22 protein-coding genes and 1 pseudogene are annotated in these 25,759 nt (G+C 43.5%); 18 read left to right on the top strand and 5 right to left on the bottom strand.

The window, feature by feature from the left end; genetic code table 11:
• Positions 1 to 6 precede the first annotated feature (6 nt).
• From CD05_RS19535 to CD05_RS20265, 8 genes are all read left to right on the top strand, one after another.
• On the top strand, positions 7 to 1,194 hold the full coding sequence (locus CD05_RS19535; protein ID WP_051588831.1) for a toll/interleukin-1 receptor domain-containing protein: 1,188 nt from the start codon (positions 7 to 9) through the stop codon (positions 1,192 to 1,194).
• A complete protein-coding gene (locus CD05_RS21285; RefSeq protein WP_278244764.1) occupies positions 1,195 to 1,698 on the top strand; it encodes a type I restriction endonuclease in 504 nt (167 codons plus the stop codon).
• Positions 1,677 to 4,334: an HsdR family type I site-specific deoxyribonuclease gene (locus CD05_RS21280; RefSeq protein WP_278244763.1), complete on the top strand. Its 2,658-nt coding sequence runs from the start codon at positions 1,677 to 1,679 to the stop codon at positions 4,332 to 4,334. The genes CD05_RS21285 and CD05_RS21280 overlap by 22 nt, the downstream gene beginning before the upstream one ends.
• Before the next feature lie 219 nt (positions 4,335 to 4,553).
• Entirely contained in the window at positions 4,554 to 5,474 is a 921-nt protein-coding gene (locus CD05_RS0104670; protein WP_028509511.1) for a ParM/StbA family protein, read from the top strand.
• A 1-nt stretch (position 5,475) separates the two neighbouring features.
• Positions 5,476 to 5,883, top strand: a complete 408-nt coding sequence (locus CD05_RS0104665; protein ID WP_037322804.1) for a hypothetical protein — start codon at positions 5,476 to 5,478, stop codon at positions 5,881 to 5,883.
• 350 nt (positions 5,884 to 6,233) lie between these two features.
• Positions 6,234 to 6,587 (top strand): plasmid mobilization relaxosome protein MobC, encoded by a 354-nt coding sequence (locus CD05_RS0104660; RefSeq protein WP_028509509.1) that lies wholly within the window; start codon positions 6,234 to 6,236, stop codon positions 6,585 to 6,587.
• Entirely contained in the window at positions 6,587 to 7,885 is a 1,299-nt protein-coding gene (locus tag CD05_RS0104655; RefSeq protein WP_028509508.1) for a relaxase/mobilization nuclease domain-containing protein, read from the top strand. Before CD05_RS0104660 ends, CD05_RS0104655 begins: the two co-directional genes overlap by 1 nt.
• Positions 7,827 to 8,180 carry a hypothetical protein gene (locus CD05_RS20265; RefSeq protein ID WP_084262102.1) on the top strand — a complete coding sequence of 118 codons (354 nt, stop codon included), beginning with the start codon at positions 7,827 to 7,829 and terminating at the stop codon, positions 8,178 to 8,180. Before CD05_RS0104655 ends, CD05_RS20265 begins: the two co-directional genes overlap by 59 nt.
• Here CD05_RS20265 and CD05_RS0104650 read toward each other — a convergent pair.
• A complete protein-coding gene (locus tag CD05_RS0104650) occupies positions 8,140 to 10,452 on the bottom strand; it encodes an ATP-binding protein (RefSeq protein ID WP_028509507.1) in 2,313 nt (770 codons plus the stop codon). The two genes, CD05_RS20265 and CD05_RS0104650, sit on opposite strands and share 41 nt — an antisense overlap.
• Before the next feature lie 82 nt (positions 10,453 to 10,534).
• Here CD05_RS0104650 and CD05_RS0104645 point away from each other — a divergent pair, with 82 nt between their 5' ends.
• The 9 genes from CD05_RS0104645 (at position 10,535) to CD05_RS0104605 (ending at position 18,458) form a co-directional block, all read left to right on the top strand.
• Positions 10,535 to 11,128, top strand: a complete 594-nt coding sequence (locus CD05_RS0104645; protein WP_028509506.1) for a CHC2 zinc finger domain-containing protein — start codon at positions 10,535 to 10,537, stop codon at positions 11,126 to 11,128.
• Positions 11,085 to 12,560, top strand: coding sequence for a phage/plasmid primase, P4 family (locus CD05_RS17510; RefSeq protein WP_242841230.1), 1,476 nt, complete (start codon positions 11,085 to 11,087; stop codon positions 12,558 to 12,560). The genes CD05_RS0104645 and CD05_RS17510 overlap by 44 nt, the downstream gene beginning before the upstream one ends.
• 226 nt (positions 12,561 to 12,786) lie before the next feature.
• Positions 12,787 to 12,972: a hypothetical protein gene (locus CD05_RS0104635; RefSeq protein ID WP_028509505.1), complete on the top strand. Its 186-nt coding sequence runs from the start codon at positions 12,787 to 12,789 to the stop codon at positions 12,970 to 12,972.
• A gap of 109 nt (positions 12,973 to 13,081) precedes the next feature.
• Positions 13,082 to 14,716, top strand: coding sequence for a recombinase family protein (locus tag CD05_RS0104630; RefSeq protein ID WP_028509504.1), 1,635 nt, complete (start codon positions 13,082 to 13,084; stop codon positions 14,714 to 14,716).
• Between the two features lie 385 nt (positions 14,717 to 15,101).
• Entirely contained in the window at positions 15,102 to 15,419 is a 318-nt protein-coding gene (locus tag CD05_RS0104625) for a hypothetical protein (protein WP_028509503.1), read from the top strand.
• Positions 15,420 to 15,520: 101 nt separating this feature from the next.
• The gene (locus CD05_RS0104620; protein ID WP_156947311.1) at positions 15,521 to 15,691 is read left to right on the top strand and encodes a hypothetical protein; all 171 of its coding nucleotides are present in this window, start codon (positions 15,521 to 15,523) and stop codon (positions 15,689 to 15,691) included.
• 112 nt (positions 15,692 to 15,803) lie between these two features.
• Positions 15,804 to 17,351, top strand: a complete 1,548-nt coding sequence (locus CD05_RS0104615; RefSeq protein WP_028509501.1) for a recombinase family protein — start codon at positions 15,804 to 15,806, stop codon at positions 17,349 to 17,351.
• 72 nt (positions 17,352 to 17,423) lie between these two features.
• Positions 17,424 to 17,726, top strand: coding sequence for a hypothetical protein (locus CD05_RS0104610; protein WP_028509500.1), 303 nt, complete (start codon positions 17,424 to 17,426; stop codon positions 17,724 to 17,726).
• Between the two features lie 72 nt (positions 17,727 to 17,798).
• Positions 17,799 to 18,458, top strand: a complete 660-nt coding sequence (locus CD05_RS0104605; protein ID WP_028509499.1) for a single-stranded DNA-binding protein — start codon at positions 17,799 to 17,801, stop codon at positions 18,456 to 18,458.
• Positions 18,459 to 18,557: 99 nt separating this feature from the next.
• On the opposite strand, the gene CD05_RS0104600 is transcribed toward CD05_RS0104605, so the two are convergent.
• Together CD05_RS0104600 and CD05_RS0104595 are read right to left on the bottom strand one after the other, a co-directional pair.
• Entirely contained in the window at positions 18,558 to 20,357 is a 1,800-nt protein-coding gene (locus CD05_RS0104600) for an MATE family efflux transporter (RefSeq protein ID WP_028509498.1), read from the bottom strand.
• Between the two features lie 231 nt (positions 20,358 to 20,588).
• Positions 20,589 to 22,871: a hypothetical protein gene (locus CD05_RS0104595; RefSeq protein WP_028509497.1), complete on the bottom strand. Its 2,283-nt coding sequence runs from the start codon at positions 22,869 to 22,871 to the stop codon at positions 20,589 to 20,591.
• A 184-nt stretch (positions 22,872 to 23,055) separates the two neighbouring features.
• Here CD05_RS0104595 and CD05_RS19530 point away from each other — a divergent pair.
• Positions 23,056 to 24,766, top strand: a pseudogene (locus tag CD05_RS19530) (SpoIIE family protein phosphatase).
• A 124-nt stretch (positions 24,767 to 24,890) separates the two neighbouring features.
• On the opposite strand, the gene CD05_RS0104580 reads toward CD05_RS19530, so the two are convergent.
• Together CD05_RS0104580 and CD05_RS20530 are read right to left on the bottom strand one after the other, a co-directional pair.
• Positions 24,891 to 25,226: a hypothetical protein gene (locus CD05_RS0104580; protein ID WP_028509494.1), complete on the bottom strand. Its 336-nt coding sequence runs from the start codon at positions 25,224 to 25,226 to the stop codon at positions 24,891 to 24,893.
• A 175-nt stretch (positions 25,227 to 25,401) separates the two neighbouring features.
• Complete coding sequence (locus CD05_RS20530) at positions 25,402 to 25,599, bottom strand: hypothetical protein (protein WP_156947309.1); 198 nt, start codon at positions 25,597 to 25,599, stop codon at positions 25,402 to 25,404.
• Positions 25,600 to 25,759: the final 160 nt, after the last annotated feature.

Here is a 25,759-nt window from a genome sequence, read left to right as displayed (position 1 = left end):
TGGTTAGTGTTCAAAATGATGTCTGGATTTCCAAGAGAAAAAATTGACATAATAAAACAGAATGGAAAAAAGCTCTGCCAAATTGATGCGTTAATTGGTGATTCAACAGCTTTAATTGAAGACGCTACGATAGTTATTGAGGAAAACGATTATATTGTTCGTATTCTACCAAATGGATTAGTTGAAAACTATATTGTAACAGATAACGGATATTGTGGCGGAAGCGGTCATGGTATTCCTCCTCATTACCAGGTGAAGATGAAAAAAATTGTGAAAATTCCTACCAACCACAAAAATGATTTAGAAGATAGGAGTATAATTAATCCTATGAAAGAAAAATTGATTCATCTTGTTGATGACATACCGAGAATTGAAGCAAGATTCAAACATTTTACACCATCAAAAGGTCTGATTATTCCCGAGTGCGATTTGATTTATAATGATCCCGATTTTATTAGTTGGTTAGAAAATATCAAATATGTACTGCAAGATATATATGATAAATCAAATGATAAGTATGTATGGGATATTATTAATCCAACAGGTATTATACACAAATTCAATGGAAAGAGTGGCGACGAGCGCGAACTATTCAACAAACTGAAAAGTTCCTTGAATATAATTGCGCAAAACGCAGACAGGTATTATTCTGAATCAAGTTCAAAAGGAGATTTTACAATGAAGAAACCTATGTTGTTTATCAGTCATGCTTCTGCTGATATAAAATATGTACAACCGCTCGTTGAACTGTTAGCAGATATAGGGCTGAACAATGAGACAATGTTCTGTTCATCCGTACCTGATTATCATATCCCAATGGATAATGATATTTATGATTACCTAAAGAGTTTGTTTGACAACTATGATTTTCATGTGGTCTTTATGTTGTCTGATAATTACTACCAAAGTGCTGCTTGCTTGAATGAGATGGGAGCTTCATGGGTTTTAAGAAAGCGTTACTCTACTGTTTTACTGCCTAAATTTGATTTCTCTGCTATTAAGGGTGCAGTTAATCCCACTCAAATATCTTTGAAACTTGACAATGACAATATTGACGAATTGAAGGTAAGACTTGGAGAATTAAAAGATATTATTTCAAATGAATTTGGCATTTCAGTCCCTTCAAATCGTTGGGAAAAGAAAAGAGATACATTCATATCAACAATTAATAGCCTGATGACAGAAGGTGATTAAATGCAACTTTTCAACGAACACGCCTTAGAAATGTCCATTATGGAGCTTTTCCAAGACGAGGAATACACCTACATAAACGGAGAAAGTATTATCAGGGATAAGTCTGATGTTCTTCTTGCCGATGATCTGCGGAAATATTTGCATGACCGTTATTCTTCTGAAGGCATCACCGACAGCGAGATCGACGGAATCATTCTCAATCTCCGCAGTATTTCCGGAACGATATATGAAGCAAACAAAGCGGTATATAAGCTCTTGTGTGACGGCTTTATCCTTAACCGTGAGGACAGATTACAGAAAGACCTGTATATCAGCCTTATCGACTTTGAAGCACCTGAGAAGAATATATTCAAAATCGTTAATCAGTTTGAGATTTCCGGCATGAATAATCAGACACGCATACCTGACGCCATTATCTTTATAAACGGTATCCCTGTTGTAGTCTTTGAATTCAAAATGCTGTCCGTGAAGATACCACAATTATGGACGCATATACTCAATTGACTGTTCGCTATCGCAGAGATATTCCCGAACTGTTCAAGTATAATGCCTTTGTGGTTATCAGTGACGGTGCAAATAATAAGTATGGTTCTTTCTTTTCACCGTATGATTTCTTTTATGCGTGGAGAAAGATCGAGGCAACCGATACAGAACTTAACGGCATCAACTCCTTGCTGACAATGGTAAAAGGTATGTTCCGAAAAGATCGCCTTTTAGCTGTAATCAAAGACTTTGTATATTTCCCCGATAACTCGGATAGAGATGTAAAGATAGTATGCCGTTATCCGCAGTTCTTCGCTGCTACCAAGCTGCTTGAAAATATCAAGGCACATCTCCGCCCCGACGGAGATGGTAAAGGCGGTACATATTTTGGCGCAACAGGCTGCGGTAAGAGCTATACAATGCTGTTTCTTACCCGTATGTTGATGAAGTCAAGATCTCTGCACAGCCCGACTATTGTTGTAATCACAGACCGCACCGATCTGGACGATCAGCTTTCCAAGCAGTTCTTATCCTCCAAGCGATATATCGGTGATGATACCGTTGTCAGCATAGAGTCCCGTGAAAAGCTCCGAGAGGAATTGCAGGGCAGAACAAGCGGCGGCGTATATCTTACAACAATTCAAAAGTTCACAGAGGACATTAAATTGCTGACCGACCGCAGTAATGTGATTTGTATATCTGATGAAGCACACAGAAGTCAGGTCAGCCTTGACCAGAAGCTGAGAATCACTACTGAGGGAGTTAACAGGACTTATGGCTTTGCAAAATATCTTCATGACTCCCTGCCTAATGCCACTTATGTAGGCTTCACAGGAACGCCTATTGATGCTACAATAGAGGTCTTCGGTGCTGTTGTGGATTCCTATACCATGACAGAAGCTGTTGAGGACGGTATCACTGTAAATCTTGTATATGATGGACGTGCAGCTAAGGTAACTCTCAATCAGGCAAAAGTTCAGGAAATAGAGGATTATTACGATCAGTGTGCTGAGGAAGGCTCTAATGAACACCAGATAGAAGAAAGCAAAAAGGCAGTTGCAAAACTTGATGTTATTATCGGTGATCCTGACCGCCTTCGAGCTGTCGCTGAAGATTTTATCAATCACTATGAGACCCGTGTTGCAGAGAGCGCTACTGTAGCAGGAAAAGCTATGTTCGTATGCTCCAACAGGCATATTGCATATCGTTTCTATAAAATAATAAAAGAGCTTCGACCTGAATGGACTGAAAAGAAGCTATGTCCTGACGGAACGGAGCTGACAGAGAAAGACAAGAAAGAGCTTAAACCTATCGAAATGGTAAAGCTCGTTATGACACGAAACAAAGACGATGAGCCTGAGCTGTATGATATGCTCGGAACAAAAGACGATAGAAAAGAGTTTGACCGCCAATTCAAAAACGTCAAGTCTAATTTCAAGATCGCCATTGTAGTAGATATGTGGCTCACAGGTTTTGATGTTCCTGCACTTGACACTATTTATATAGATAAGCCCATTCAGCAGCATACACTGATACAGACTATTTCCCGTGTCAATCGTGTATACGAGGGCAAGGATAAAGGCTTAATCGTTGACTATATCGGCATAAAAAAGAACATGAACATCGCCCTGAAGAAGTACACCAATTTTGAATGTGACGAATTTGAGGGAATAGAGCAGTCTGTGAAAATAGTCAAAGACCAACTCGAAGTTCTCGGTCAGATGTTCCATAATTTCAATAGCGATGATTTCTTTATAGGTACTCCAAAGCAACAGCTTGATTGCATAAACAGAGCGGTAGAATATGTTCAGCTATCCAATGAACTTGAAACAAGGTTCATGGCAGCAGTCAGAAGAATGAAGCAGGCTTTCAATCTTTGCAGCTCAAGCGAAAAGTTCATGGATAAGGATAAAGATTATATTCATTTTTACTGTGCTGTTCGTTCTATACTCTTCAAATTGACCAAAGGCGATGCTCCCGATATTTCTCAGATGAACGCCCGTGTTCGTGAACTGTTGGAGGGTGCGATTCAGTCTGACGGTATTGAGGAACTGTTTGAATCGGGCAAGCATATTGAAGTTGATATATTCAGCGATGAATACATGAACAGGATCAATGCTATTCAGCTTCAGAACACCAAGATAAAAATACTGCAAAGATTACTGTCTCAGGCAATAGAGGAATACAAGAAAGTCAATAAGATCAAAGGTATAGAATTCTCCGAACGTCTTAAACAGGTTGTTGATGACTATAATAACCGCAGGCGTGATGAAGCATATGCCAACGAAGTCCTTGACGATGTTGCCGATCAGCTCGCCAAACTCCTTTCAGAGTTAAAAAACGAAAAAAATTCCTTTATGGATATGGGGATTGACTTTGAGGAGAAAGCGTTCTATGATATTCTAAGCTCCGTAGCCAAGAAGTATGAGTTTGAATATCCCGAAGATAAAATGATAGAGCTTTCAAAGCGTATAAAAATCATTGTAGATGATAAGGCGAGGTATACTGATTGGGCAACCCGTGAAGATATCAAAGCAAATCTGCAAGTTGACTTGATTCTTTTGCTTGATGAGTTTGATTATCCCCCGGTCACCATTGATGATGTGTACAAGGAAGTGCTGGAACAGGCGGAAAACTTCAAAAAATACAGTAAGTGAATACAGATATTTGCACTCGCAGAACAGAAACACTGTTCTGTGGGTGCTTTTTTTATGTCATAATTCTTCTTGAATATTTTTTTCACGTTTCTCGTGCAAGTCCTGTGCAAGTGCCGTGCAAGCACAAGACCGCCGAAATGATATATAATGGTTTCAGGTTCAAGAGATAGCGACAATATCTCAGAGCCGACTACAACATTTATATACGGAGGGTATCAAATGAAAAGATACAACAACTTCCTGATCGTAGGCATTGACCACGGTTACGGAAACATCAAGACCGCCAACACGGTCACACCCACAGGCATCACGAAGCTCGATGCCGCACCGACCTTCACAAAGAACACGCTGTACTATGACGGCAGCTACTATCTGATTGGTGAGGGACACAAGGAGTATCTGCCGGACAAGTGGCAGGACAATGACAACTACCTTTTTACTCTTATGGGCATCGCTCGTGAGTTGAACCGTGAGGGCATCGCTTCCGCAGACGTACATCTCGCAGTCGGACTGCCGCTAACCTGGGTTAATCGTCAGAGAGAGGACTTCCGCAAGTATATGCTCCAGAGGGAGAGCGTGGACTTCAAGTATGAGGACAAGCTCTACTCCGTCCGCATTGTGGGCTGTTCCGTATTTCCGCAGGGCTATGCCGCTGTTGTTCCGTATCTGAAAGACATGACAGGGCTGAATATGCTCGCAGACATCGGCAACGGCACAGTCAACATCATGAAGATCAACAACCGCAAGCCGATCACCACGCAGAGCTACACCGAGAAAATGGGCGTGAACCAGTGTGTCAAGGCTGCATCCAATGCCATGATGAACAAGCTCGGTGTAACCGTAGACGAGACAATCATTCAGAGCATGATTCGCTATGGAAACGCTGATATTGACAGCGAGTATGCCGAGATTCTCAGACAGGCTATCTCGGATTATGCTGACGGCATCTTCTCTTTGCTCCGTAAGTATGAGTATGACCCGAAGCTAATGCGGCTCTACATCACGGGCGGCGGCGGTAAGCTCATTGAGAACTTCGGTACATACGAGCATGACCGTGTGACGATCATCGGAGATATATGTGCATCGGCTAAGGGCTACGAGGAGTTTGCTATTGCACAGCTCAGGAAGGAGGGCAAGTAATATGGTGAAGATGACCTGTTTTCGCTTCAACCTTGACAATCCCGAACACGCTAAGGCGTGGGAATATCTGCACAGCATTGATAAGGATAAGGTGAAGTCGGGCAACACCGCCGTTGTCAAGGCAGTCAACGAGTATTTCGACCGTATGCAGAAACTCTCGGATGATCCCTATTTCGAGAACCGACAGCGTGAGGAGCGTTTCGTTCAGCAGATCGTCAGCGAGGTCGGCAAGGCGTTTATCGCTGAAATGCCAAAGTTCCTTGCAAGTCTGATGCTCGGTCTCAGTGCAGGTTATCCTATACCGACACCGCAGACTGCTGTTTCCTCAGTGACAGAAAGTAATAATAACACCGAGAACGGCGATAATGTGGACTATTCTGCCATCGACTTCGGTTTTATCGGCGGTTGATTTACTAATACACACAAACATATATCGGGGAATATTGTTTCGGAAGTGAAATGATATATGATGAAAAAGTAAGGTGCATATCGCAAAAATGCCTGATAGCATTTTATGCGTAAAAAGAAATCCTGCAAATATCATGAAGAATTTGCAGGATCGAGCGCCTAACGCTCAGAAGAGCGAGGCTTAAATTCGATACTTAAGATCGAAAGTCTTGTAGGAACAAGACGAGAGTCCGGCTCGGATTTGCGCCGGGCAGGTAGGACCGATGTAGTGACACATCGGCTACCTGCTCAGAGACGTTCCCCCTCCGAGACCTTCCCCCAAGAGCCGCACAGCGGCAGAAAGGAGCGACAATGGTTAATCGCAAACGCTATCACTCTATCAGCCTGAAACTAACTGACGAGGAGCTTCAGCTTTGGAATACCAAGCACAAGGCAAGTGGACTGAGCAAGACCGACTATCTGATGCAGGCAATACGCAACAGTGAGGTGCGTATTTACTCCATCGAAGAGAGCATCAATCCTCTTATCCATGAGATCAGGAAGATAGGTACAAACCTCAATCAGCTTGCCTACTTCTCAAACATCGGACAGGACGATAAGGTCAGAGCCGAGATCGGAGCTATTCGCCGTACTAATGATAAGGTCATGGCACAGCTTGCCGACTTCATCAGCGACCCGATGTTCAGTATCAAGGGCAGTAAATAATGTTCGGGAACGTCAATGTCGATTATCAGCCCTGCAAAACAGCCGTTCAGCTTCAAAAGGCAGCAGACTATATGCTGGGCAGACTGCCTGAGCAGATACGGGACGGAGTGGTAAAGACTGCCCCCAACCTCTATTGGGGCATGGGCTGCGACCGTGATAACTACGCCCGTGATGTTCTCATGACAAGGAACCTGTTTGGTAAACGTCCGAACGGCAAGAATAATCTTGCTTTCAAGATGTCAATATCCTTCTCTCCCAATGATAACGACAAGCTCACTTACGATGAAGTGTTTCGCATCGCAAAGGAGTTCGCTGATAAGTATTTTCAGGGATATGAGGTGCTATTTGCTGTTCATACTGATAAACCGCACAAGCACGTTCACTTCCTGATAGGCAACTGTCATATCGAGACAGGCAGAGCATACCGCCGCAACCAGCGTGACCTTTATGATATGTGTGAGTTTTTCGGAGAGCAATGCATGAAGCGAGGGCTTGTAAACTCCGTCCGCAAGGATTATTTCAATGAAAATCCTGACCGTGACAAGGAAACCTTTGCAGAGATACAGATGAAAGCCAAGGGCAAGGAAACATTCAAAGATGAACTTCGGGAGGTTATTCGTATCGAGTGCGCCGACCCGAACAACAAGACTTTAGAAGATGTAGTAGCTGCCCTGATGAAGCATTATCATGTGGAGTGCCGTGTCAAGGGCAACACCATATCCTACCGTCACCCGAATTTTACCGACAAGAACGGTAAACTTGTCTCGGTCAGAGGCAGTAAGCTGGGTGATAAATACACAGTGAAAGGAATCAACTATGAGCTTACCAAGATTTGGCGAGGACATGAAGAACGAGACCTCGCAGAAGTTACCACAAGAGGCAAAAGGCAAACCACCGACAGAACCCAAACAGCAAACAGCACTCTTCACACGGGAACAGATGATAAAAGAAGCGGAGCGTATCCACAGGGAGTACGAACGCTCGCTCAAAGCACAGAGACAGGGGGCAGCAGTAATGGAATCTCAGAAAACGCACAAGCAGGAAACACCGCTTCCGGAACTGAACGCAATAGAAACGAGAGTTCGGGAAATGGCGGAGGAGATCGGAGTATCCTCGGTGGACGCACAGAGGGACGAGAGGGTTCTCCTTCTGGTAACGGCAACGTTAAAGATGTGCCAACTTTTGAAGAACTATTCGACAGCTATAAACGCCGAAATACAAAGGTTGTCCGAACATCAGATGCAGAACCTGAGCCTGCAAGAGCAGTACGCAAAAAGCGTAAGGACAGAGGTCGCTGACAGCGTTTACAGCATCTATCATCAGGTCAAGGTGCAGGAGAAAGAAGCCATCAACGAGCTGATGCAATATGTGCAGGCGAACAGCGATCAGATGGAGAAGGATATAACTTCCTGCACCGAAAATGTGAAAAACGCAACCGAAGCGGCGGAAAAGGCTTCAAGAAAGATTGCCAGGTCAGTGGAGCGTTTCCGCAAAGTAAAGACTTTCAAGGATTTACTGTACTATGCTTCTCCTGTCCTTGTGGCAGTAGACATTATTCTCCGAGTAGTTGCTTTAGTGGCTCATAGTCAGTAAGGTTGATATGAGCAGTTTCGATGTAGCTTAGAAGCTCCGCAGCTCTTGTCTGCACGAAGTCGGAATCCCTGCCGTAGAGGTCAATGAAAATGCGGAATGCACTCACAAGCTCATCACCTGCTGAGGTATCATTCACACAAACATGATACAGACCGAGGGAATAAATGCAATCCGCATAGACCTCTGTATCCTGCAATTCCAATTCACGCAATGAGCTTACGGCGGCGGATACTTGCTTTATAGCTTCATCGGTATAACCGAGAGAGAACAGCAGATCACCATAATTGATGATTGCACGATACTTATCAAAATAAAACACGCCGTCACCGTCAAGCTGATCGAACAGGGTAAGCCCTATCTGCATTTCCTTTAACGCATCTTCCTTCCGGTCGGCAAGGTTCAGATAATAGCCGTAGGTGTTCACGGTATTTGCTTGTAATAGAACATTATTATCGCAGTTTTTTGAACATTCTACGGCTTGCATCTGATAATAAATTGCATTATCCAAATGCTTTTTTATCATTTCATATGCTGCAGCATCGGAAAGATACAGCGTTTTTAATTCGTGAGACTCTCTGTGATTGTTTTGCTCAAAAGCGATCATCGCATCATTCAGACTGCTTTCTCCCATATGCTCCGTAAATTTGAAACAATCATGGACAAAACGGAGCTGAAAATCGGTATCGCTAAAATCCATACTCCAAAAAACAGCAGCGACCATCTGCAAGATCGTTCTTTCGCCAGCCTTGATCGTGTTTTCTTCATTCAGGCAAAGCGCACGAACTGTCTCAATAAAATCGGAACAGGTCTCATTATTGGTTTCCAGTTCCGAGCGGACAACCTCCGCAACAACAGACTGAATATTGACCCTGCCTTTATAGTTCTCATAGAGTAGACCAACATCTATCAGGTCTTCAACTATCACCATATTTTTCAGGTTCATGATCTTAGCAAGAAAGTCTTTTCTGAACCCAAAAACAGGAGCAAATACCATGACCCTTAAAACCTGCTTATGGCGTTCAGGAAGCCCCAACAAATTGAACAGTTCTCTGATATGATCGAAATATGTTTTCTTTTTTGGGTGCTTATCCTTTTTTGCTGACAGCTTTTCGGCAAAATCCCTGATTTTAAAAGATTTGAGATTCTTATACAGTGTTTTCGGAGAGAACGCACCCTTTGTAAATGCCTTTGCACACAGCTCAACGCAGAATGTATGCATATCGAAAACGCCGTATATCTGCAACAAGCATTTCCATTCATCTTCCTTATACTGATAGAAATACTTTGTGAGCGTCTTTACATCATCGGCATGACGGAATGCCCGCAGTTCATATGTTGCATAGTCCTCGAAACGCATATGCGATGTGAAGATCACCTTGCATTTCAGGTCGCATACATCATCGAAGCATTCATCTTCATCGGGAGTAACATTGTAGTTGTCGATGATCAGCAATGCCTTTTCTCCGAGAGAGGACAGCAATTCAAGATTACGCTGATAACGGGTATTCAGGTCTGATTCCGTAGCCAGAGCATCATGAACAACATTTGCAATAATATCTTTCAGGCTGCCACCGTAAAAGTAGTACCCAAAATACTGATACTCTTTTCGGTGATCTTTGGCGTAGGCACGGACAAGCTCGCTCTTACCAATGCCTGCAACGCCCGTTATGATAACGGTAGAATTATCAGATACAACAGCATGAAGTTCGTCCAGTTCTTTGGAACGTCCGCAGAAATGCTTGCAGGGCGGGACATATTCGTTATTTTTAAAAAGCACATCATCAACTGCTATGAGATCATCGTAAAAGTATTTGGCTGCAACAATGCCCTCGTCTTTGTAATAAAGACGAGTCACAGCGATATAGATTGATTCATAGATAAGGTCAATCAGAGCAGAGTCATCAGTGAAGTCTACAGAAAAACTGCTTAAAATACTACGGCGCATGGAAGATGAAAGTGTATCGTCATACTGAATAAGACGGTATAATTCATGATAAGTATTTGGCTTATCGAAAATATATTCCAGTGCAGACTTGATATTTTCTTTCATTTTATCAGGTGCGGCATCTTGATAGTAGTCTTTTAACTCAGGAGATACTCCGATGCTGCCTTTATGGAGTTTAGTAAGCGTATAATCAGGAAATTCATAGATATTATTATCCTTTAAATATGTACCGAACAATGTATTGACGATATTGTTGTAGGTAATGTATTTAGATGACTTTCTGTTTCGATAAAGAATGTCTGTTACATTACTAAAATCACAGTACATAGCTTTCACTCCTGTCGCATAATTTTCCAAAATATATTATAGCATAAAGCGCTATTTGTTTCAAGTCATAGGGAGGTAAAACATGACTATTTTTGAAGAAGTAAAAGAGCTTGTCGATGTTCCGACAGCAGCTCGTCACTATGGTGTTGAATTACACCGTGGCAACATGGCTCTCTGTCCGTTCCACATGGAGCGCCACCCGTCCTGCAAGCTGTATGACGACCATTATTACTGTTTCGGCTGTCAGGCACACGGCGATGTTATTAAGCTCGTGCAGGAGCTTTTCGGGCTGAAACCGATCGAAGCGGTGAAACAGCTCAACTCCGATTTCGGGCTTGGTCTGGACGTGGACAAACCGCCCGATATGGAAGCAGTCAACAGACGGCGCAGGGAGATCGCCGAACGCAAGGCAGAGAAAGCAAGGGTGGAGCATATGTATGATGTTCTGCTCAGGTACTTTACTTTGCTGGACAAGTACAGAATGCTCTATGTTCCGACTTCTCCCGATGAGGAAACGGACAAGCGTTTCGTATACGCTTTGCAGAATATCGGCTATGCTGAGTATCTGCTTGAAACATTCAACCGCACCGATGTGGTGGGGCAGCAAGAAATAAAGATGGAGGTAGACAGGATTGAGCGAGAATACAAACGAATTCTTGATGAATGGGGAGAATGAAGAACAGGAGCTTGAAAGACTGCGGGCAGAGGTCGAAGCAGAAATGGAACAGGATATTGCAGCAATGCCGTCTGATGAAGTTCAAAATGATGCACCGCTTCCCGAACCACCTGCTGAAAAGAAAAAACAGGAGCGTGAGTTACCTGACTGGATGGTGGACAAGCTGACGATCAACGAGATGAAGTTTTGCAAGATGTTCACGGAGAAACACCCTCTGAAATGTATCGGCGGACGGTTCTATGATTATGACGGGCTTGTTGATGAAAACGCACTGGGCAATGAGATATACAGAATGCTCAGACAGGCGGTATGGTTCGGACTGCCGAAAAAGGTAACGCTCATCATGGACACCCTCCGTCACTATTGTTACAGCAAACCGCTTCTGCCCGACACACGGTACATACATCTGCTGAACGGAAAGCTCGACCTGAACGGCAATTTCTATCCACGAAAGGAATTCTGCATCAACCGCCTGAATGTGTGGTACAAGCCTGAAATATGGAACAGTGGTGCATATTACCCAGAAAAGTTCCTGACGTTCCTGCTGGAGCTTCTCACGCCCGAAGATGTGAATACCTTGCAGGAGTATCTCGGCTATCTGTTGATACCGTCCACCAAAGGACAGAAGATGATGTTCATTATCGGGCAGGGCGGCGAGGGCAAGTCCCGAATAGCAATCGTTCTCCGTGAGATATTCGGGGATAACATGATAACGGGCAATTTTCAGCGTATCGAAAACGACCGCTTTTTCCGCTACAATCTGAAAGATAAGCTCCTCATGGTCGATGATGATATGCAGATGTCGGCATTACCGTCCACGGGGTACATCAAAAACCTTGTAACAGCAGAGATACCGATAGATGTTGAAGCCAAAGGCAAGCAGTCGGAACAGGCGTTGTTATACACCCGTCTGTTATGTTTCGGCAACGGCAGCCCGAAAGCGCTCTATGATAAGAGTCAGGGATTTTCACGCCGAATGATCATTCTCACAACGCTGACACCGCCTGAGAACCGTGTTGTTGATCCGCACATCGCAGACAAGTTTATCGCAGAGAAAGACAAAATATTCTGCTGGATGTTCGACGGTCTCCGCAGACTGGTAGCGAATAATTACCGCTTCACGATCTCGGACAAGGCAAAGCTGAATGTCAAGGAGACAATGCAGGATAGCTGTAATATCCCCGATTATCTTTCAGACAGCAGCCGTGTGAACTATGGTGAAAAGCTGTGCGTTACATCATCGGCACTGTATGACAGTTACAATCGTTGGTGCGAGGATAACGCTCTGACTGCTTTGAAACGTGAGACATTCATTTCATGGGTAAAGCAGAATGAGGATAAATACAGCATCGCATATTCCACGAATATTGTAAGCAATGGCAGGAATGTCAGAGGTTTCAAAGGTATCGCTCTTACGTTCAGCTACCAATAATATGCCGACCGTCAAAAACGGCGTATAGGCGTATAAAGCCCATAGAATAAGGATAATCGGCGTATAGTAACGGCGTATGCCTTACAAAATGGCGTATAAAAATACGCCGTTATCAAAATCATACGCCCTGCATATACGCCGAAAACCCCGTAACAAAGGCAGATATACGCCTATACGCCATAAACATAAGTTGTAATCCTATAGAGAGATAGAAAGGAACATTACAATGAAAACTACAAATGCAAAAGAGCTTAACGAGCAGTACAAGGACTGCCCGACACAGGAACAGGAGTTTGAAATCGAGGGGAGAAAATATATAATCATCAGCCATTACACGGGCAAGAAAGACCTCGATGAAGTTGTATACAGGAACGCCTACAATCAGGCAATGGACGAAGTTCTTCACGCCTGAAAAAAATACAGAACAAAAGAAAAACAGCTTCCAAAGCACTGGACTCTTCTGATGATCTATGCTATAATAGTATATATCAAAAGTAGTTGCTTTGGGAGAAAGGAGTTATATGTTACCAAAGCAGAATAATTACAACGTGGGCATCTATATGCGACTTTCCAAAGATGATGAACGCGCAGGAGAATCACTCTCCATTGACAACCAGAGAAAGATACTTACCGACTATGTTTCGGAACAGGGCTGGACGATTTATGACGAGTATATCGACGATGGAATTTCGGGCGTGAGCTTCGACAGACCCGGCGTACAGCGTATGCTTGACGATGCAAAGGCAGGCAAGATCAATCTGATTTTGTGTAAAGACCTTTCTCGTTTTGGACGCAACTATATCCAAGTGGGGCAGTACACGGACTACATATTTCCAATGTATAATATCCGTTTCATAGCTCTCACGGATAATGTGGATACCGCTAATTCGCAGAGTGCAGGAATGGACATGATGCCTATCATGAACATTTTCAACGAATGGCACAGCGCCAACACTTCCAAGAAACTCCGTGCTGTCACAGAAGCAGGAGCAAAGGCTGGAAAATACAAATGTTCTTTTGCAGCATACGGATATACCAAAGCAGATGACGGAAAGTATACACCTACCATTGACCCCGAAGCCGCTGCCGTTGTCCGCCGTATATTTGAGCTGAGAGCAAAGGGGATCGGCACAAAGAAAATATCCGAGATACTCAATGCAGAAAAAATCCTGCCGCCCTCTGATTATCTTTATCAGAAACTCGGCAAGACAAATCCAATCTCTATGACACACCTGTGGAGCAAAGAGTGTATTTATCATATTCTCAGGAATCCGATCTACATCGGAACACTCGCACAGCAGCGGAGACCGACCGTCAGCTACAAAAACCATAAGCGTATCCCTACAAACGAAGAGGACTGGATCGTAATTGAAAACAACCATGAGCCGATTATTTCTCAGGAATTGTGGGATAAGGTTCGTGAGTATGAAAAATCCGTAAGCCGAGGAAAGAAAGACAGCAGAGGTTTTGTTCCGACATTTTCAGGTCTGCTCTATTGTGCCGATTGCGGTTACAAGATGAAGCAGATATGGGTGAACCGCAGGAATAAGGAACACGGCACGGGATACACCTGCGGTTATCACGCACGTTACGGCAGTAACTATTGCACGACACATACCATAAACGGCAAGGTTCTTGAAACACTTGTTATTGCCGATATTCAGTCCAAACTGAACCTTATTATTGATGAGGATAAGGCGAGGAAACAGTTCATCGAAAAGAAGTCGGGAGATCGTACCTCGCAGACAGCTATTGACACCAAGCGTAAGCGTGAGATTGAGCATCGTATCACAGAGCTTGACACACTTACGCAGAGCGTTTATGAAAACATGGTTCTCGGCAAAGTACCCGAAGAGGTATGCGTTAAACTGATAGACAAGTATCAGGAAGAAAACACGACCTTGCAGGCAGAGCTTGACTTTATACATGAACGCCTTGAAGCAAATAATCAGGACGAACGAGATGTTGACGAGTTTATCCGCCGACTGAAAAAGTATGCAGGCTTTGAGGTTCTCACCCGTGAAATGATTCTCGACCTTGTGGAGTATATCACAATTGAAGATGCTCCTGACAACCGTAACACGCCGAGAAAAATCCATATCTATTACAAGTTCCTTGACAAGGCACTTTCAAACAAACAGAACGCATTAGTATAAATGTAATGACACGTCTCCATTTGGGCGTTCCTACTTGCTGGGTTTGAAAGCCAGCGCATATTGTGAACTTGTGTACACAATATGCAGAGCTTGCTGGGTTTGATTTTGATATTCTTCCGACCGTTCAGGTCGGAATGGTTTATTTTTATCGCTTTCGTGAAAATATTTCTGAGCGAACTCTCATAGTCGCATAGTCACTCCTTAGAACGTTTGGAGCTATGCGACTTCGTGATAAAATCAAATTCCCCATAACAACTTGTCGAACGCAAAACTCATCTGGCACACCAAAGTTCATGCGCACTGCCAATAGACAAAGTAAGGTATTGCGCGCTATAATATTATCATCGGGTATAATCCCGAAATCGAAATGAACGGTGGTGATGATATGGCTGACATCGCAAAGAAGATCATGAAGCTCGATGAGAAGATCGGCAAGCTGAAAGAGCGTATCAAGACTGATACGGCTGAATGTGAAAAACTGAGTGAGCAGAAAGCTCTGCTGATCTATCAGTCGCTTTGCAAACAGTATAGCTGTGAGGGACAGGCTCTTGCGGATATGATTGCAAGAGAACACGAGCAGGCGGCTACGTCCGGTGCTGATGATGAACCTGTGTCGGATAACAGCTATGCCGATGATGATGACGAGGAAGAAATGCTCGGTCAGACTTCTTTCTTTGAGAAGAATGATCCTTACTCGGATTAAATATATATCCGACAACAAAACGTTCCGTGCAGGAGTAACGACCCTGCAACTAAAAGCCATTGCGTGTAGAGAGAAAAATATCGCAGGCGGAAAGGAAAAATTTGAAAGAGACAACTACTGCCGTAGACAGAGAGAAGGCAGGTACTATGATCTCCGATAAGGGCAAGGCGTTTAAAGTAAAAGTCACCTGTCCCGAGAGTGTCCCCGAAACGATTCGGGTAGCGAAGATCAACCGTATCTATGACATTCTCACAAAGTATATCGCTGAGTAAAATTTTGAAAAAAACTTGCAATCTCAGCCGATATGCGCTACAATATAGATACCGCAATATCGGCTGTACGATTGCCGTATCAACAAGTTGATACTAATCGGAGGTCGATAATATGAAAAAGACAACAACTAACAATAACGGAATTACGGCAATCTATGTCCGCCGTTCCGTGAGCGACAAGGATAAGGGCAACAATTCGCTGTCCATTTCCGCACAGAGGGAGGAATGTATCAGGTTCGTTGGAGACTGCGAATATCAGGTATATTGTGACGATGGAAAATCGGGAAAAGATGTTCAGCACCGTCCCGCATTTATGCAGATGATGCAGGACGCCCGTGACGGTCTTATCAGCAGAATTGTTGTGAAGAAGTATGACCGTTTCAGCAGAAATATGAGGGAATACTTGAATATCACGGACGAACTTGACCGCTATGGTGTGACCGTTTATTCTCTTTCAGAGCCTTTCAATACGGAGACAAAAGAAGGGCGTATGATGCGAAACAATCTGCTGAATTTTGCGGAGTTTGAGCGTGAAACTATCGCCGCTCGTGTCGCTGATGCGTACAGCACAAGAGCAAGGGAAACAGGCTTCTATCAGGGTGGTAAGACCTACTATGGATTTACCTCCGAGCGCAGAACGGTGAATTGCAAAACAGGCTCGGTGCTTGTCCCATCGGAGCAGGCAGAGTCGGTAAAGATCGCCTACGACTTGTATCAGAAGCCGTCAACCTCGCTGAAAGATGTGATCGAATACTTCAAGGAGAACGATATTTACACGCTTTCTAAGCATAACGGCGAAGTAAAAGACAATATGGACAGAAGTCACATCAGCCGTATTCTTGAAAGTCCGCTGTATGTGAGAGCCGACAAAGAGGTATACGCTTTTTTCGTTTCCAAAGGCTATGAGATACTCGATGATATTGAAGCGTATGACGGTATTCACGGGGTGTTTATTCATAGAAGTTCGGGAGTGACTTTTGTTAAGGTCGGGTATCATGAGGGGCTGGTCGATGCGAGCGTATGGCTTGCCGTTCAGGACAAGAAAGCCCATAACAAGCGTATCCCGAACAATGCGAACGCCAATCATTCGTGGCTGACGGGATTTCTGAAATGCGGTCACTGCGGCTATCATTTGGAAATTCACTACTATGACAATGCTAACAGCGGAAAGCGTTACAGATACCTCAGAGATTCGGGAGCATACCGTAAGAAAGGTTGTGTAAAAAAGTTCCTGAAACTTCGTCCCGAAGAAGTCGAGAGTGCTGCCCTGCAGGCGATGCGTGACCGTATCGATCGGCTTGTTATCGCAAAGCGAAGTGCAGACGCTCCCGATGCCGACACCGAAGCGTTGAGGGCTGAGATAATCAAGATAGATGAAGAAATTCGCAAGCTGATGAAAAAGCTCGGTGATGCCGATACGGTGCTGTTTGAGTATATTCAAAACACGGTCAATGAGCTACACGAACAGAAGTCGGCTCTGGAGCGAAAGATGCAAGCTAAGGCTCGCAAGCGCAGGACGGTTGATACCGCGCCTTTGGAAAAGCCGATGAAGCATTGGGACAAGCTCTCCATTCCTGAAAAGCACGAGCTTGCGGCGGTTATGCTTGAAGCGGTCTATGTGAGTGATGAAAATGGCATTGAGGTGAAATTCAGTATATAAGGAAACGGCGATTTTACGCCGTTTTCAAAATATGGTGGAGTGCTGCGATCGGCGTCCTGCACGCAAATATCAATGGCTGTTTCAAACAACGGTGGTATTGAAACAAGGCTTGCAGGCGATTCCTACGCAGATCATCTTTTGATAAATGCAGACGCACTCGCACCTCACGGCGGACTTGAAGTAAAAAGCACCGAAACTACGAAAATTAACGGGTATGAAACAGTTATAATAAACTACGCCTATGAATACCCCGAAGAGCCCGAGGGCAACGATTATTACACACGCTATTACATTATTATTGATGAGGGCATAAGTGTGAATTTCGGGCTTGAAGAATTCGGCAGCAAGAGTGATGAAAACCTTGAAGAATTATAAAAGCTGATAGATACGCTGAAAATCAGACAGTTCTGACCGAAAGGAATGGAGTATCAAAAGGAGGAAAATTCTATGAGTGAGTTTACATTTTCAACGCCGTTAAGTGATGACGAGGCAGATCAATTCGACAGGAGAATGAATGCCTTGTTCTCAGGTGCCGCAGAGAAGCCCGAGCGCTTTGAGTCTGTAGGTGTATCGGAATATGTCACAGCCTCGGCAGAGGCTGACAGAACGATAGTAAGTTCTGCATACGACACTCTTATGCAGCTGCAATCCTTTCAGAATATGCCCCATGAATGGAAGGAACAGTTCCGTGAAAGAATGAGCCTTGATGCCACATGGAAATATATAGATGCGCTGAAGTCTATCATAGAGTACAAGGACGAGGAAATTGACAAACTGCGCAGGGAGCTTGCTAATGAAAAAAATGAAGTAAAGGTGCAGTTGAGTACGCAAAAGAGATTCAGTACCCCTATCACGGTCGAGGGCATCATATGTACTGATGTGACCTTGCGTCAATCACAAAACGGGATAACGTTCACACGTTTTAATCTGTATCTCAAACGAAACGGCAGGAATGACGTGGTCGTTTGCACAGCATGGAAGGAAACGGCAGAATATGCTGCCAATAGCTTTAAAAAAGGCGACAGAGTTGTCATTATAGGTCTTATTGACGGGGTGAGAGCCGTGACAATGAAGAAGATAACGGACGGGGGAGGGCTTCGTCTTTAAATGGTGCGTTAAATATATAACCATATAATAAAATTCAGCCCCCGTTCTTACCATAAAGGCAGGAGCGGGGGGGCAGTTTTCATATATTTATCCGATATATCAATGATTTGGAAATCTGATAATTACGTTATTATTTTCAAGTGAATGAACATAACTGATATTGTCTGCTAAACCGCTTATAATTTTCAAGCCAAACCTTTTTTTAGTAGATTTATCCGTCCTGTCTATAGCCTGGGCAATATACCGCTCAACATCGAACATCGGGCAGTTATCACGCAGACGCATGACCATTTCATCTTTTGAAAATACAAGACGAAGGTCGATACAGGGCTTGCGCTTGCATTTTGGAAAACCGAAGTTTATGATATTGATAGCCAGTTCTTCAAAGCACAGTGCTGCACTCATTACTGTTTTGCTGTCCGTCTTGTGACCCTTGCAGAAAAGCTGTATCTGCTCGGAAACAATAATTACGTCATTAGTGTCTTGTATGTCAAGAGATATGACATCTCCGGGGCTTAATTTAAAGCTGTCGGGCAGTGCCAGATAGTTGTCCCGTGAGGGGAACAGCTTTTTGCATTTTACAGCATAGAATAGCCACACTGTTATAAGTGTGAGTATAGCTGAAAACAGCTTTGTTCCGAGGATACCGTAGGCACCGAACAAATTACCGAGTATCAGGGCACACAAAATAGTAAAAACGATAAAGAATAGAAAGGTCATTGCCTGCATATTTTTTGTTTTGTGTACAGACTGCAAATAAGATATTCTTGTTCTGACTAATGCATTCGGTACAGCGAGCAAGCCTGTCATATATACACCGAATAGTGACATATTGAAAAGCTCTCCTCGCTCGGAAATATAAATAGAGGTTATCGGTTTTGAAAGTATCAGTAAAATGATACATAATGTGCCGAGAAATAATACGGCATTGCGGTGAATACAGTTTACTGTTTCTTTGATAGCCTCGTCATTTTTTTCGCCATAGAATACCCCGACCTGTAAAGCAGTCGCATCAGCAAGACCTATTGCCATAAAATCTACAAAATCCATCACATTATTCTGAACGGCCATTGCAGACATAGCAAGTAGACCACCGTAATGTATCATCATCTTGTTTACAACAACAGGGGCAATGACATTTCCTATGCGCCGCAAAGCCTTTTCTGTTCCAAGTGACATGATCTCAAGCATTTCTTTTAAGCTTGTATCGAGCTTTGTCAGGCGGATCATTCTGTCCTTAGTCTTAAAATGCAGCAGCAGATACCCGAGCTGCACATAAATGCCAATAGATGTTGCAAGACCTATACCAAAAACTCCAAGTTTCAGCACAACTACAATAAGATCGGAAATGATATTAACGACCGAATAAACGATAGTGGCACGCATGACTCTTTTCCTGTCGCTGTCAAGCTGACAGCATGCCGAAACAACAACAGAAAGCACGATCGCAGGGAAACCTATCGCTAATCCTCTTATGTATTGAGATGAAAGCTCTGCAAGACCTGCACCATTGCCGGAAGCTCCGAACAGAAATGCAAGCTGCGGTGCAAATACAAGCTCTGCTGTCATAAATACAAGTGATACAGCAATACTGATATAGAATACTGCCGAGAAGACCCTGTTAAGTGCTTTGATATTACCCTTTCCAAGCTCCTGGGCGCACATTGTCTGCATACCTGTTGCAAACAGACCGCTGATGATGCCGCTGATACTGAACATCGGGCTTGCTATGCCGACCGCCGCCAGAGAGTCTGGGTCGAAAAAATTACTTACTACAAGTCCGTCAATGATACCTGCTCCGATATTTGTAAGTTCAATAAGAGAAAAAGTGATGAACAGTGACAGAAAGCTTTGATCCACCAACGCCCAACGTTTTGCTTTTTTATTGATTGATGACATATTTTTCCTTTCCAAGATCGATACCGATTGACCCGTTAGCAGCTTATTAATTTATTATACTATATTTCAGGATCAAAGTCAATCAATTGAAGTTATAAGAAGAAATCATATATACAAGGATAAGACAGCAGAAAAAAGCCACCACACAAAAGGTGGTGGCAGATCTTTATTAAAGTTTGATGATAGTAAGCCAGGAAGTATGGAGTTCTTTGAAAAGGCTTATTCACGAAGTTACTGTATTACAGCGCCTTTCTTTTCAACTACATTGGTCTTAGCAATACTCTTGTCCGCATTGGCTGACTGTTCTTTAAGATTTTTAAGCTCTTTTGATGACCTGTACAGCTCGTGCATAACGCTCTTGGTATTCGGGGCAAGCACCTTTTTTGAAAGATCAACAACGTCCTTCCAGGTCTTTGCCTTGTCAAACATATACTGGAAGTCATCTCTTTCAGAATATAGCTCCTGAGCAATTTCTTCACGCTGCTGTATCTTATTACCCAGATCCTTCTTGTAGCCGTCATACACATCTTCGCCGTATGCTATCGCCTTTTCCTTTAAGGACATTTTATTCCAGTTCACTTTAGCTTTTTTACCCTTTATACTTTCAGGCAGCTCTTTGGTATTTTTACCAAATAGCTTTCCCTCGCCTGACACGTCATCTATTCCCATGACATTCTTGCCAAGGTCAATCTTTATCTCCTCTTCGGTTCGTGTATCGGTTTTGGGCCAAATACTTCTTGTAGCGATTATACGGGCAGTGTTGCGCATTATTTCATTCTTTACGTATTCAAAATCCTCTGCCGGCGGTTCTTCGTTAATAAGATCTCTTATATTATCCTGATACTCTGAAATGCTTCCGGGCATTTGGTTCTGCTTTTCGTCATTGACCTTATTGCCAAATGTTTTCGACAAAGTCTGATCATAGTCATAAAGCAGCTCTGACGGATCGGACAGATAGGCTTCAAGTGCCTTCTGTGTCTTGCCATTCATCATAGTTTTTACTATTTGCTCGTCAACAAGCGGCAAATAGGTTTTCTCTAATTCCGAATTATTGAATTTTGTGTTTGCGCCCGCCTCCTGCTTGTACATTTCCAGAGCGATACATCTCTTTATGTCACCATATGAATAAACGTTACTCTTATGGTAATTCTCCGATAATTCGTACTGAATACGAGCTATAGAGCCTTCGGGGGCATTGTTTATTTTTGCTGTTATATCATCATAAAAAGCTTCATTTCTTGTGTAAATGCCGGCAAGCTCCTCGGGCTTTTTCAGTATACGCTCACGTTCTATCGCACTTAGATCCTTAAGATTATTCTGTAATGCCTCAAACGCCTTAGTGCCCATGATCTTTTCCTTTTCCTGCGCATGAAGCTGTTCAAAGTTCTTAAAGGGTTCTTTCCCATGCTTTTTCTCAAGTGCCTTCCACGCAAGCATATCGGCTGTGGCATTTCTTACATATCTTTCACGTGCCCTCTTCTGCTCATCGGGATTTACGATATTTATACTGTTTTCATCAATATTCTTGGAAATATCATTTATTTTCTCGCTTACAGTCATATTTTCGGCGGCCTGTTTTTCCTGCAATGCTTTTGCCTTTTCCTGTAGCTCGGCTATTCTTTTGCCTGCAAGCTCCGATATACTCTTGTTAGCCTTGAACCTTTCCTGCCCCATGTTTGTTTTAGGCAGCCAGTCTGGTGATGAAGTATCTCCCTTGCCGTTTTGACGCTTTATAGTCATATAGTTATCGGCAGCACCTTTAAGGGCTGTGAGCATATCAAGCTCACTCTTGCCCTCAAACTTCGGGTTCTTGGGATCAGCTAAATAAGCCTTGTAGTCAGCAAGGGCATCCTTTGTTGCCTGAAGCTCGTCTGATGTCGTACCAACGCCAAAGCCAAGACCTGTTCTGTGCTTTGTGCTAAGGCCTGCGGATACACCGTCAAGCTGTACCGAAAAGCTGTCCTGCTCCACCTTAAGGACTGCCTTATCTGCGGGTGTAAGGCCGTTTTCATCGATCTGCGGCTGTTCTATCTTCTTTTCTTTATCTATTGCCTTCTGGAAAGCGTTTATATCAATATTCATGCCATACATAACATTGAGTATAGCAATAGTATCTAAAAGCAGCTTTTCGCCGTTTTCGATCGGCTTCTTACCGCCTAAAACGCCCTTTATAAAGTGAGGCATGAGATCGGGGCTTGCAAGATCGGCAAATACATTGTTTATGTGATTTGCACGCTCCCGGAAGGTATTATCATCACTTGCTATTTCTTCCGCTGACTTCTTTGATATTTCTTCTTGTTTGCCAAATTTATTGAGCATATTGAGGGTTATCGTATTGCCCCACAGATGGTTTTGCAAAGAAGCCATACTATTACCGGGTGGATTATATGAAAGAGCGTTATTGCAGATATTACTCATATTATTTTTGAACTTAGTGAGCGTGTCGATCTGCTCCGTAGAAAGACCTTTATTATTGGTATCCTTTATAAACTGCTGATATGTTTTGATTGGCATGATTAATTCCTCCATAGCTTTATTATTTTTTGGTTTCTATATATAATACCCTGCATCTTGCATATTGGGTGCAAATTTTTTTTGATTTATCTTTATAATTGCATTAAAAGCATAAAATTTAGACTTATGGAAATACCGTGCGGTGTCGCCCTAATGAAAGCTATTGACTGTTAATGGAGGAAATATGACTGAATATTATGTTTTGATAGTAGGCTTACTGGTCGCATTTATATCGTGTGCGGTCGTGATGCGCAGCCACAGCTCGGAAACACAGAAATGGTTTATGGGTTCCTCTGTCGGGGCAATGCTGTATATGATCTCAGAGATCTTTATGTGTCATGCCATGACTGTACGAATCTATATGTACACCAAGGAATTAAAATATGATTCGCTTATGTGGATGAATATATCGCTTTTGCTTGGGCTCTATGAGGTATGCGGGATATCGTTGTCGCAAAGGTTTCGCAGGTCAGTTTACTTTTTTGCCCATTTTTACTGTATAGTAAACCTTACTATAGGCTTACACAAGTGGTTTTATTCCGACGTCAAGGTGGTGCCGATAGATGTGGGGGCGGGGCTGTACAGTCATGAGACCGAGAAGGCATGGATGTACTATGCTTTGAGTGTATACGGGGTTGTGTTCTTCTCATTTATAATTTTGCATATGCTTGTCAAGATCGTTCACCAAAAGGGCAGAAAAATGGAGATAATACGTATTATAATCATACTGCCTGCAATTCACCTGAGTATGCAGATACTTCACATTCTCGATCTGTTTGACGGTTCTATCCTGAATCACATGACATATATGCTGCAATGTATCCTTATCATGATACTTATGATACGCTATGATATCACGGTGACGACACCGCAGATCAAAGAGCAGGCCGTTGAATATGCTGAAAACGGCATTATTATCCTTGATAGGGGGTACCATTTCACCTACGCAAATAACAGCGCAAAAAGGCTGCTGCCATGGCTCTATGACGAAAACCCCGACACGGTCACAGAATATATCAAAAAAGAGCTTTCGGATTCGGGCGAGGGGTATATGACTATCGGTGAGCAGCGCTACGGTGTACATATCGAAGAGGAAAGGGACGAAACGGGCAATAGGCGGGGCTACCTTATCACACTCAACAACATAACGCTTATTGCAAAAGCAAAGGAACGCATTGACGTGGAGCTGGATCTGTCACGAAAGATTCAGGCTGACTCTCTTCCTGCTATCTTCCCGCCCTTTCCAGATAGGACAGAGTTTGACATTTATGCATCAATGACTCCCGCAAAAGAGGTCGGCGGCGATTTCTACGATTTCTTTCTGATCTATAATGACCACCTTGGAATGGTAATGGCAGATGTCAGCGGAAAGGGTGTGCCTGCGGCGCTGTTTATGATGATGTCAAAAAACCTCATAGGCAACTACGCTATGCAGGGCGCTCGAGCTTGCAAATGATGTGATCTGCGAGCACAATGAGGAGGAGATGTTCGTAACTGTCTGGCTCGGTGTGCTTGAGATCTCCACAGGCAGGATAACCGCTGCAAATGCGGGGCATGAGTTCCCCATTATACGAAAGGCCAACGGCGATTTTGAGATTTTCAGGGATAAGCACGGTTTTGTCATAGGCGGTCTACCCGGCGCTAAGTACAAGGATTATGAGTTCCGGCTTGAAAAGGGCGGAATGATCTTCCTATACACCGACGGTGTGCCCGAAGCCACAAATGCTGCTGAGGAGCTTTTCGGCACAGACAGGCTGCTTGAAGCGATGAACGCAAATATGGAAAAGGACACAGAAGCTATTCTTGCAGCTGTCAAGAACGCCGTAAACGGATTTGTCGGCAGCGCAGAACAATTTGACGACTTAACGATGCTGGGGCTTAAGTATTATGGGTAAGCTTTGATAATGAACACATAGCTAAGGGCTTGTGCCAAACGGTGCAAGCCCTTAAACAGTATATGCTTTATTTATCTTATGAACACTTTTGTTAAAAGGGTGATTTAGAAGATTACCCTTGCCCTTATTTCTCGCCCTTGTTCAAGCCGTTGTTCTTTTGTGCTTCAATGGCTTTCTGCGCCTCGATGTTGATGCTTGTCTGCTCCTCAATCTCCAGCTTCTGCCCTACGCTCTTAAGCTCAAAGGACATTTCGAGTGCCGAGGGTGAAAGTGCCTTTTTGCTAAGGTCTACAAGGCTCTTCCAGTCCTTGCAGTTATCAAACATTCTCTTGAAATCCTTGCGGCTATCATAGATAGCGTTTGAAAGGTCATTCCATTGCTCTTTCTTCTTATAATCGCCAATGTACTTTTTGGTGTATTCGGGGTCACCAAGAATAGCAAGGTCTATCCAAGTTGTCATAATCAAACGAATCAACAAGTGCTGCCTTAAGACCGCCGATTCTGAAATAAAGCCCGTTTAGCTTTTTGTTGGCATCAGCTATCCTTGCTTTATTCCTGAATCTCTCGCATCATAGATACACCGTCCTTGAAGCCAACCTTGTATGCTGCTCTCATATCGGCGGCGGCAGTCTCGCTCACGCAGTCAAGGGTCCGTTTTTTCCTCTTAGCCATTCATCTTTTTGTGAAGCTATACCTACAGAATTAAGCTCGTTGACAAAGCTCTCGTAGGTGTCAAGAAAAATAACAAAGGGTTTCTTGCTGTCCTCCAGATTATCAGCCATATCGGCACAAAAGAATGCGGGGAGCCATTCAAGTATCTCGGCGGGTTTCATTTTATCTATTTTTCTGATGTAGTCCTTGCGCTTGCTTACAATTCCTCTTATCCAAGCTGCACCCTTATCGGCGGCGGTAACTATCTGAGTGAAAAGCTCTGCCCCGGGCAGCAGCTGAGCCGTTTCGATAATAAATGACGGTCAAATGCGAAACTAACCG

The organism is Ruminococcus sp. NK3A76, assembly GCF_000686125.1.
In the GTDB taxonomy this organism is placed as follows: domain Bacteria; phylum Bacillota; class Clostridia; order Oscillospirales; family Ruminococcaceae; genus NK3A76.
Note: the sequence above shows the minus strand (reverse complement) of the source record. Positions and strands in the feature narration are given on the sequence as shown.

Bases quoted from the DNA above. Each gene is read 5' to 3' on its own strand.
- CD05_RS21285 (WP_278244764.1), top strand. From the start codon at position 1,195: ATGCAACTTTTCAACGAACACGCCTTAGAAATGTCCATTATGGAGCTT.
- CD05_RS21280 (WP_278244763.1), top strand. From the start codon at position 1,677: ATGGACGCATATACTCAATTGACTGTTCGCTATCGCAGAGATATTCCC.
- CD05_RS0104670 (WP_028509511.1), top strand. From the start codon at position 4,554: ATGAAAAGATACAACAACTTCCTGATCGTAGGCATTGACCACGGTTAC.
- CD05_RS0104665 (WP_037322804.1), top strand. From the start codon at position 5,476: ATGGTGAAGATGACCTGTTTTCGCTTCAACCTTGACAATCCCGAACAC.
- CD05_RS0104660 (WP_028509509.1), top strand. From the start codon at position 6,234: ATGGTTAATCGCAAACGCTATCACTCTATCAGCCTGAAACTAACTGAC.
- CD05_RS0104655 (WP_028509508.1), top strand. From the start codon at position 6,587: ATGTTCGGGAACGTCAATGTCGATTATCAGCCCTGCAAAACAGCCGTT.
- CD05_RS20265 (WP_084262102.1), top strand. From the start codon at position 7,827: ATGCAGAACCTGAGCCTGCAAGAGCAGTACGCAAAAAGCGTAAGGACA.
- CD05_RS0104650 (WP_028509507.1), bottom strand. From the start codon at position 10,452: ATGTACTGTGATTTTAGTAATGTAACAGACATTCTTTATCGAAACAGA.
- CD05_RS0104645 (WP_028509506.1), top strand. From the start codon at position 10,535: ATGACTATTTTTGAAGAAGTAAAAGAGCTTGTCGATGTTCCGACAGCA.
- CD05_RS0104635 (WP_028509505.1), top strand. From the start codon at position 12,787: ATGAAAACTACAAATGCAAAAGAGCTTAACGAGCAGTACAAGGACTGC.
- CD05_RS0104630 (WP_028509504.1), top strand. From the start codon at position 13,082: ATGTTACCAAAGCAGAATAATTACAACGTGGGCATCTATATGCGACTT.
- CD05_RS0104625 (WP_028509503.1), top strand. From the start codon at position 15,102: ATGGCTGACATCGCAAAGAAGATCATGAAGCTCGATGAGAAGATCGGC.
- CD05_RS0104615 (WP_028509501.1), top strand. From the start codon at position 15,804: ATGAAAAAGACAACAACTAACAATAACGGAATTACGGCAATCTATGTC.
- CD05_RS0104610 (WP_028509500.1), top strand. From the start codon at position 17,424: ATGGCTGTTTCAAACAACGGTGGTATTGAAACAAGGCTTGCAGGCGAT.
- CD05_RS0104605 (WP_028509499.1), top strand. From the start codon at position 17,799: ATGAGTGAGTTTACATTTTCAACGCCGTTAAGTGATGACGAGGCAGAT.
- CD05_RS0104600 (WP_028509498.1), bottom strand. From the start codon at position 20,357: ATGTCATCAATCAATAAAAAAGCAAAACGTTGGGCGTTGGTGGATCAA.
- CD05_RS0104595 (WP_028509497.1), bottom strand. From the start codon at position 22,871: ATGCCAATCAAAACATATCAGCAGTTTATAAAGGATACCAATAATAAA.
- CD05_RS0104580 (WP_028509494.1), bottom strand. From the start codon at position 25,226: ATGACAACTTGGATAGACCTTGCTATTCTTGGTGACCCCGAATACACC.
- CD05_RS20530 (WP_156947309.1), bottom strand. From the start codon at position 25,599: ATGAAACCCGCCGAGATACTTGAATGGCTCCCCGCATTCTTTTGTGCC.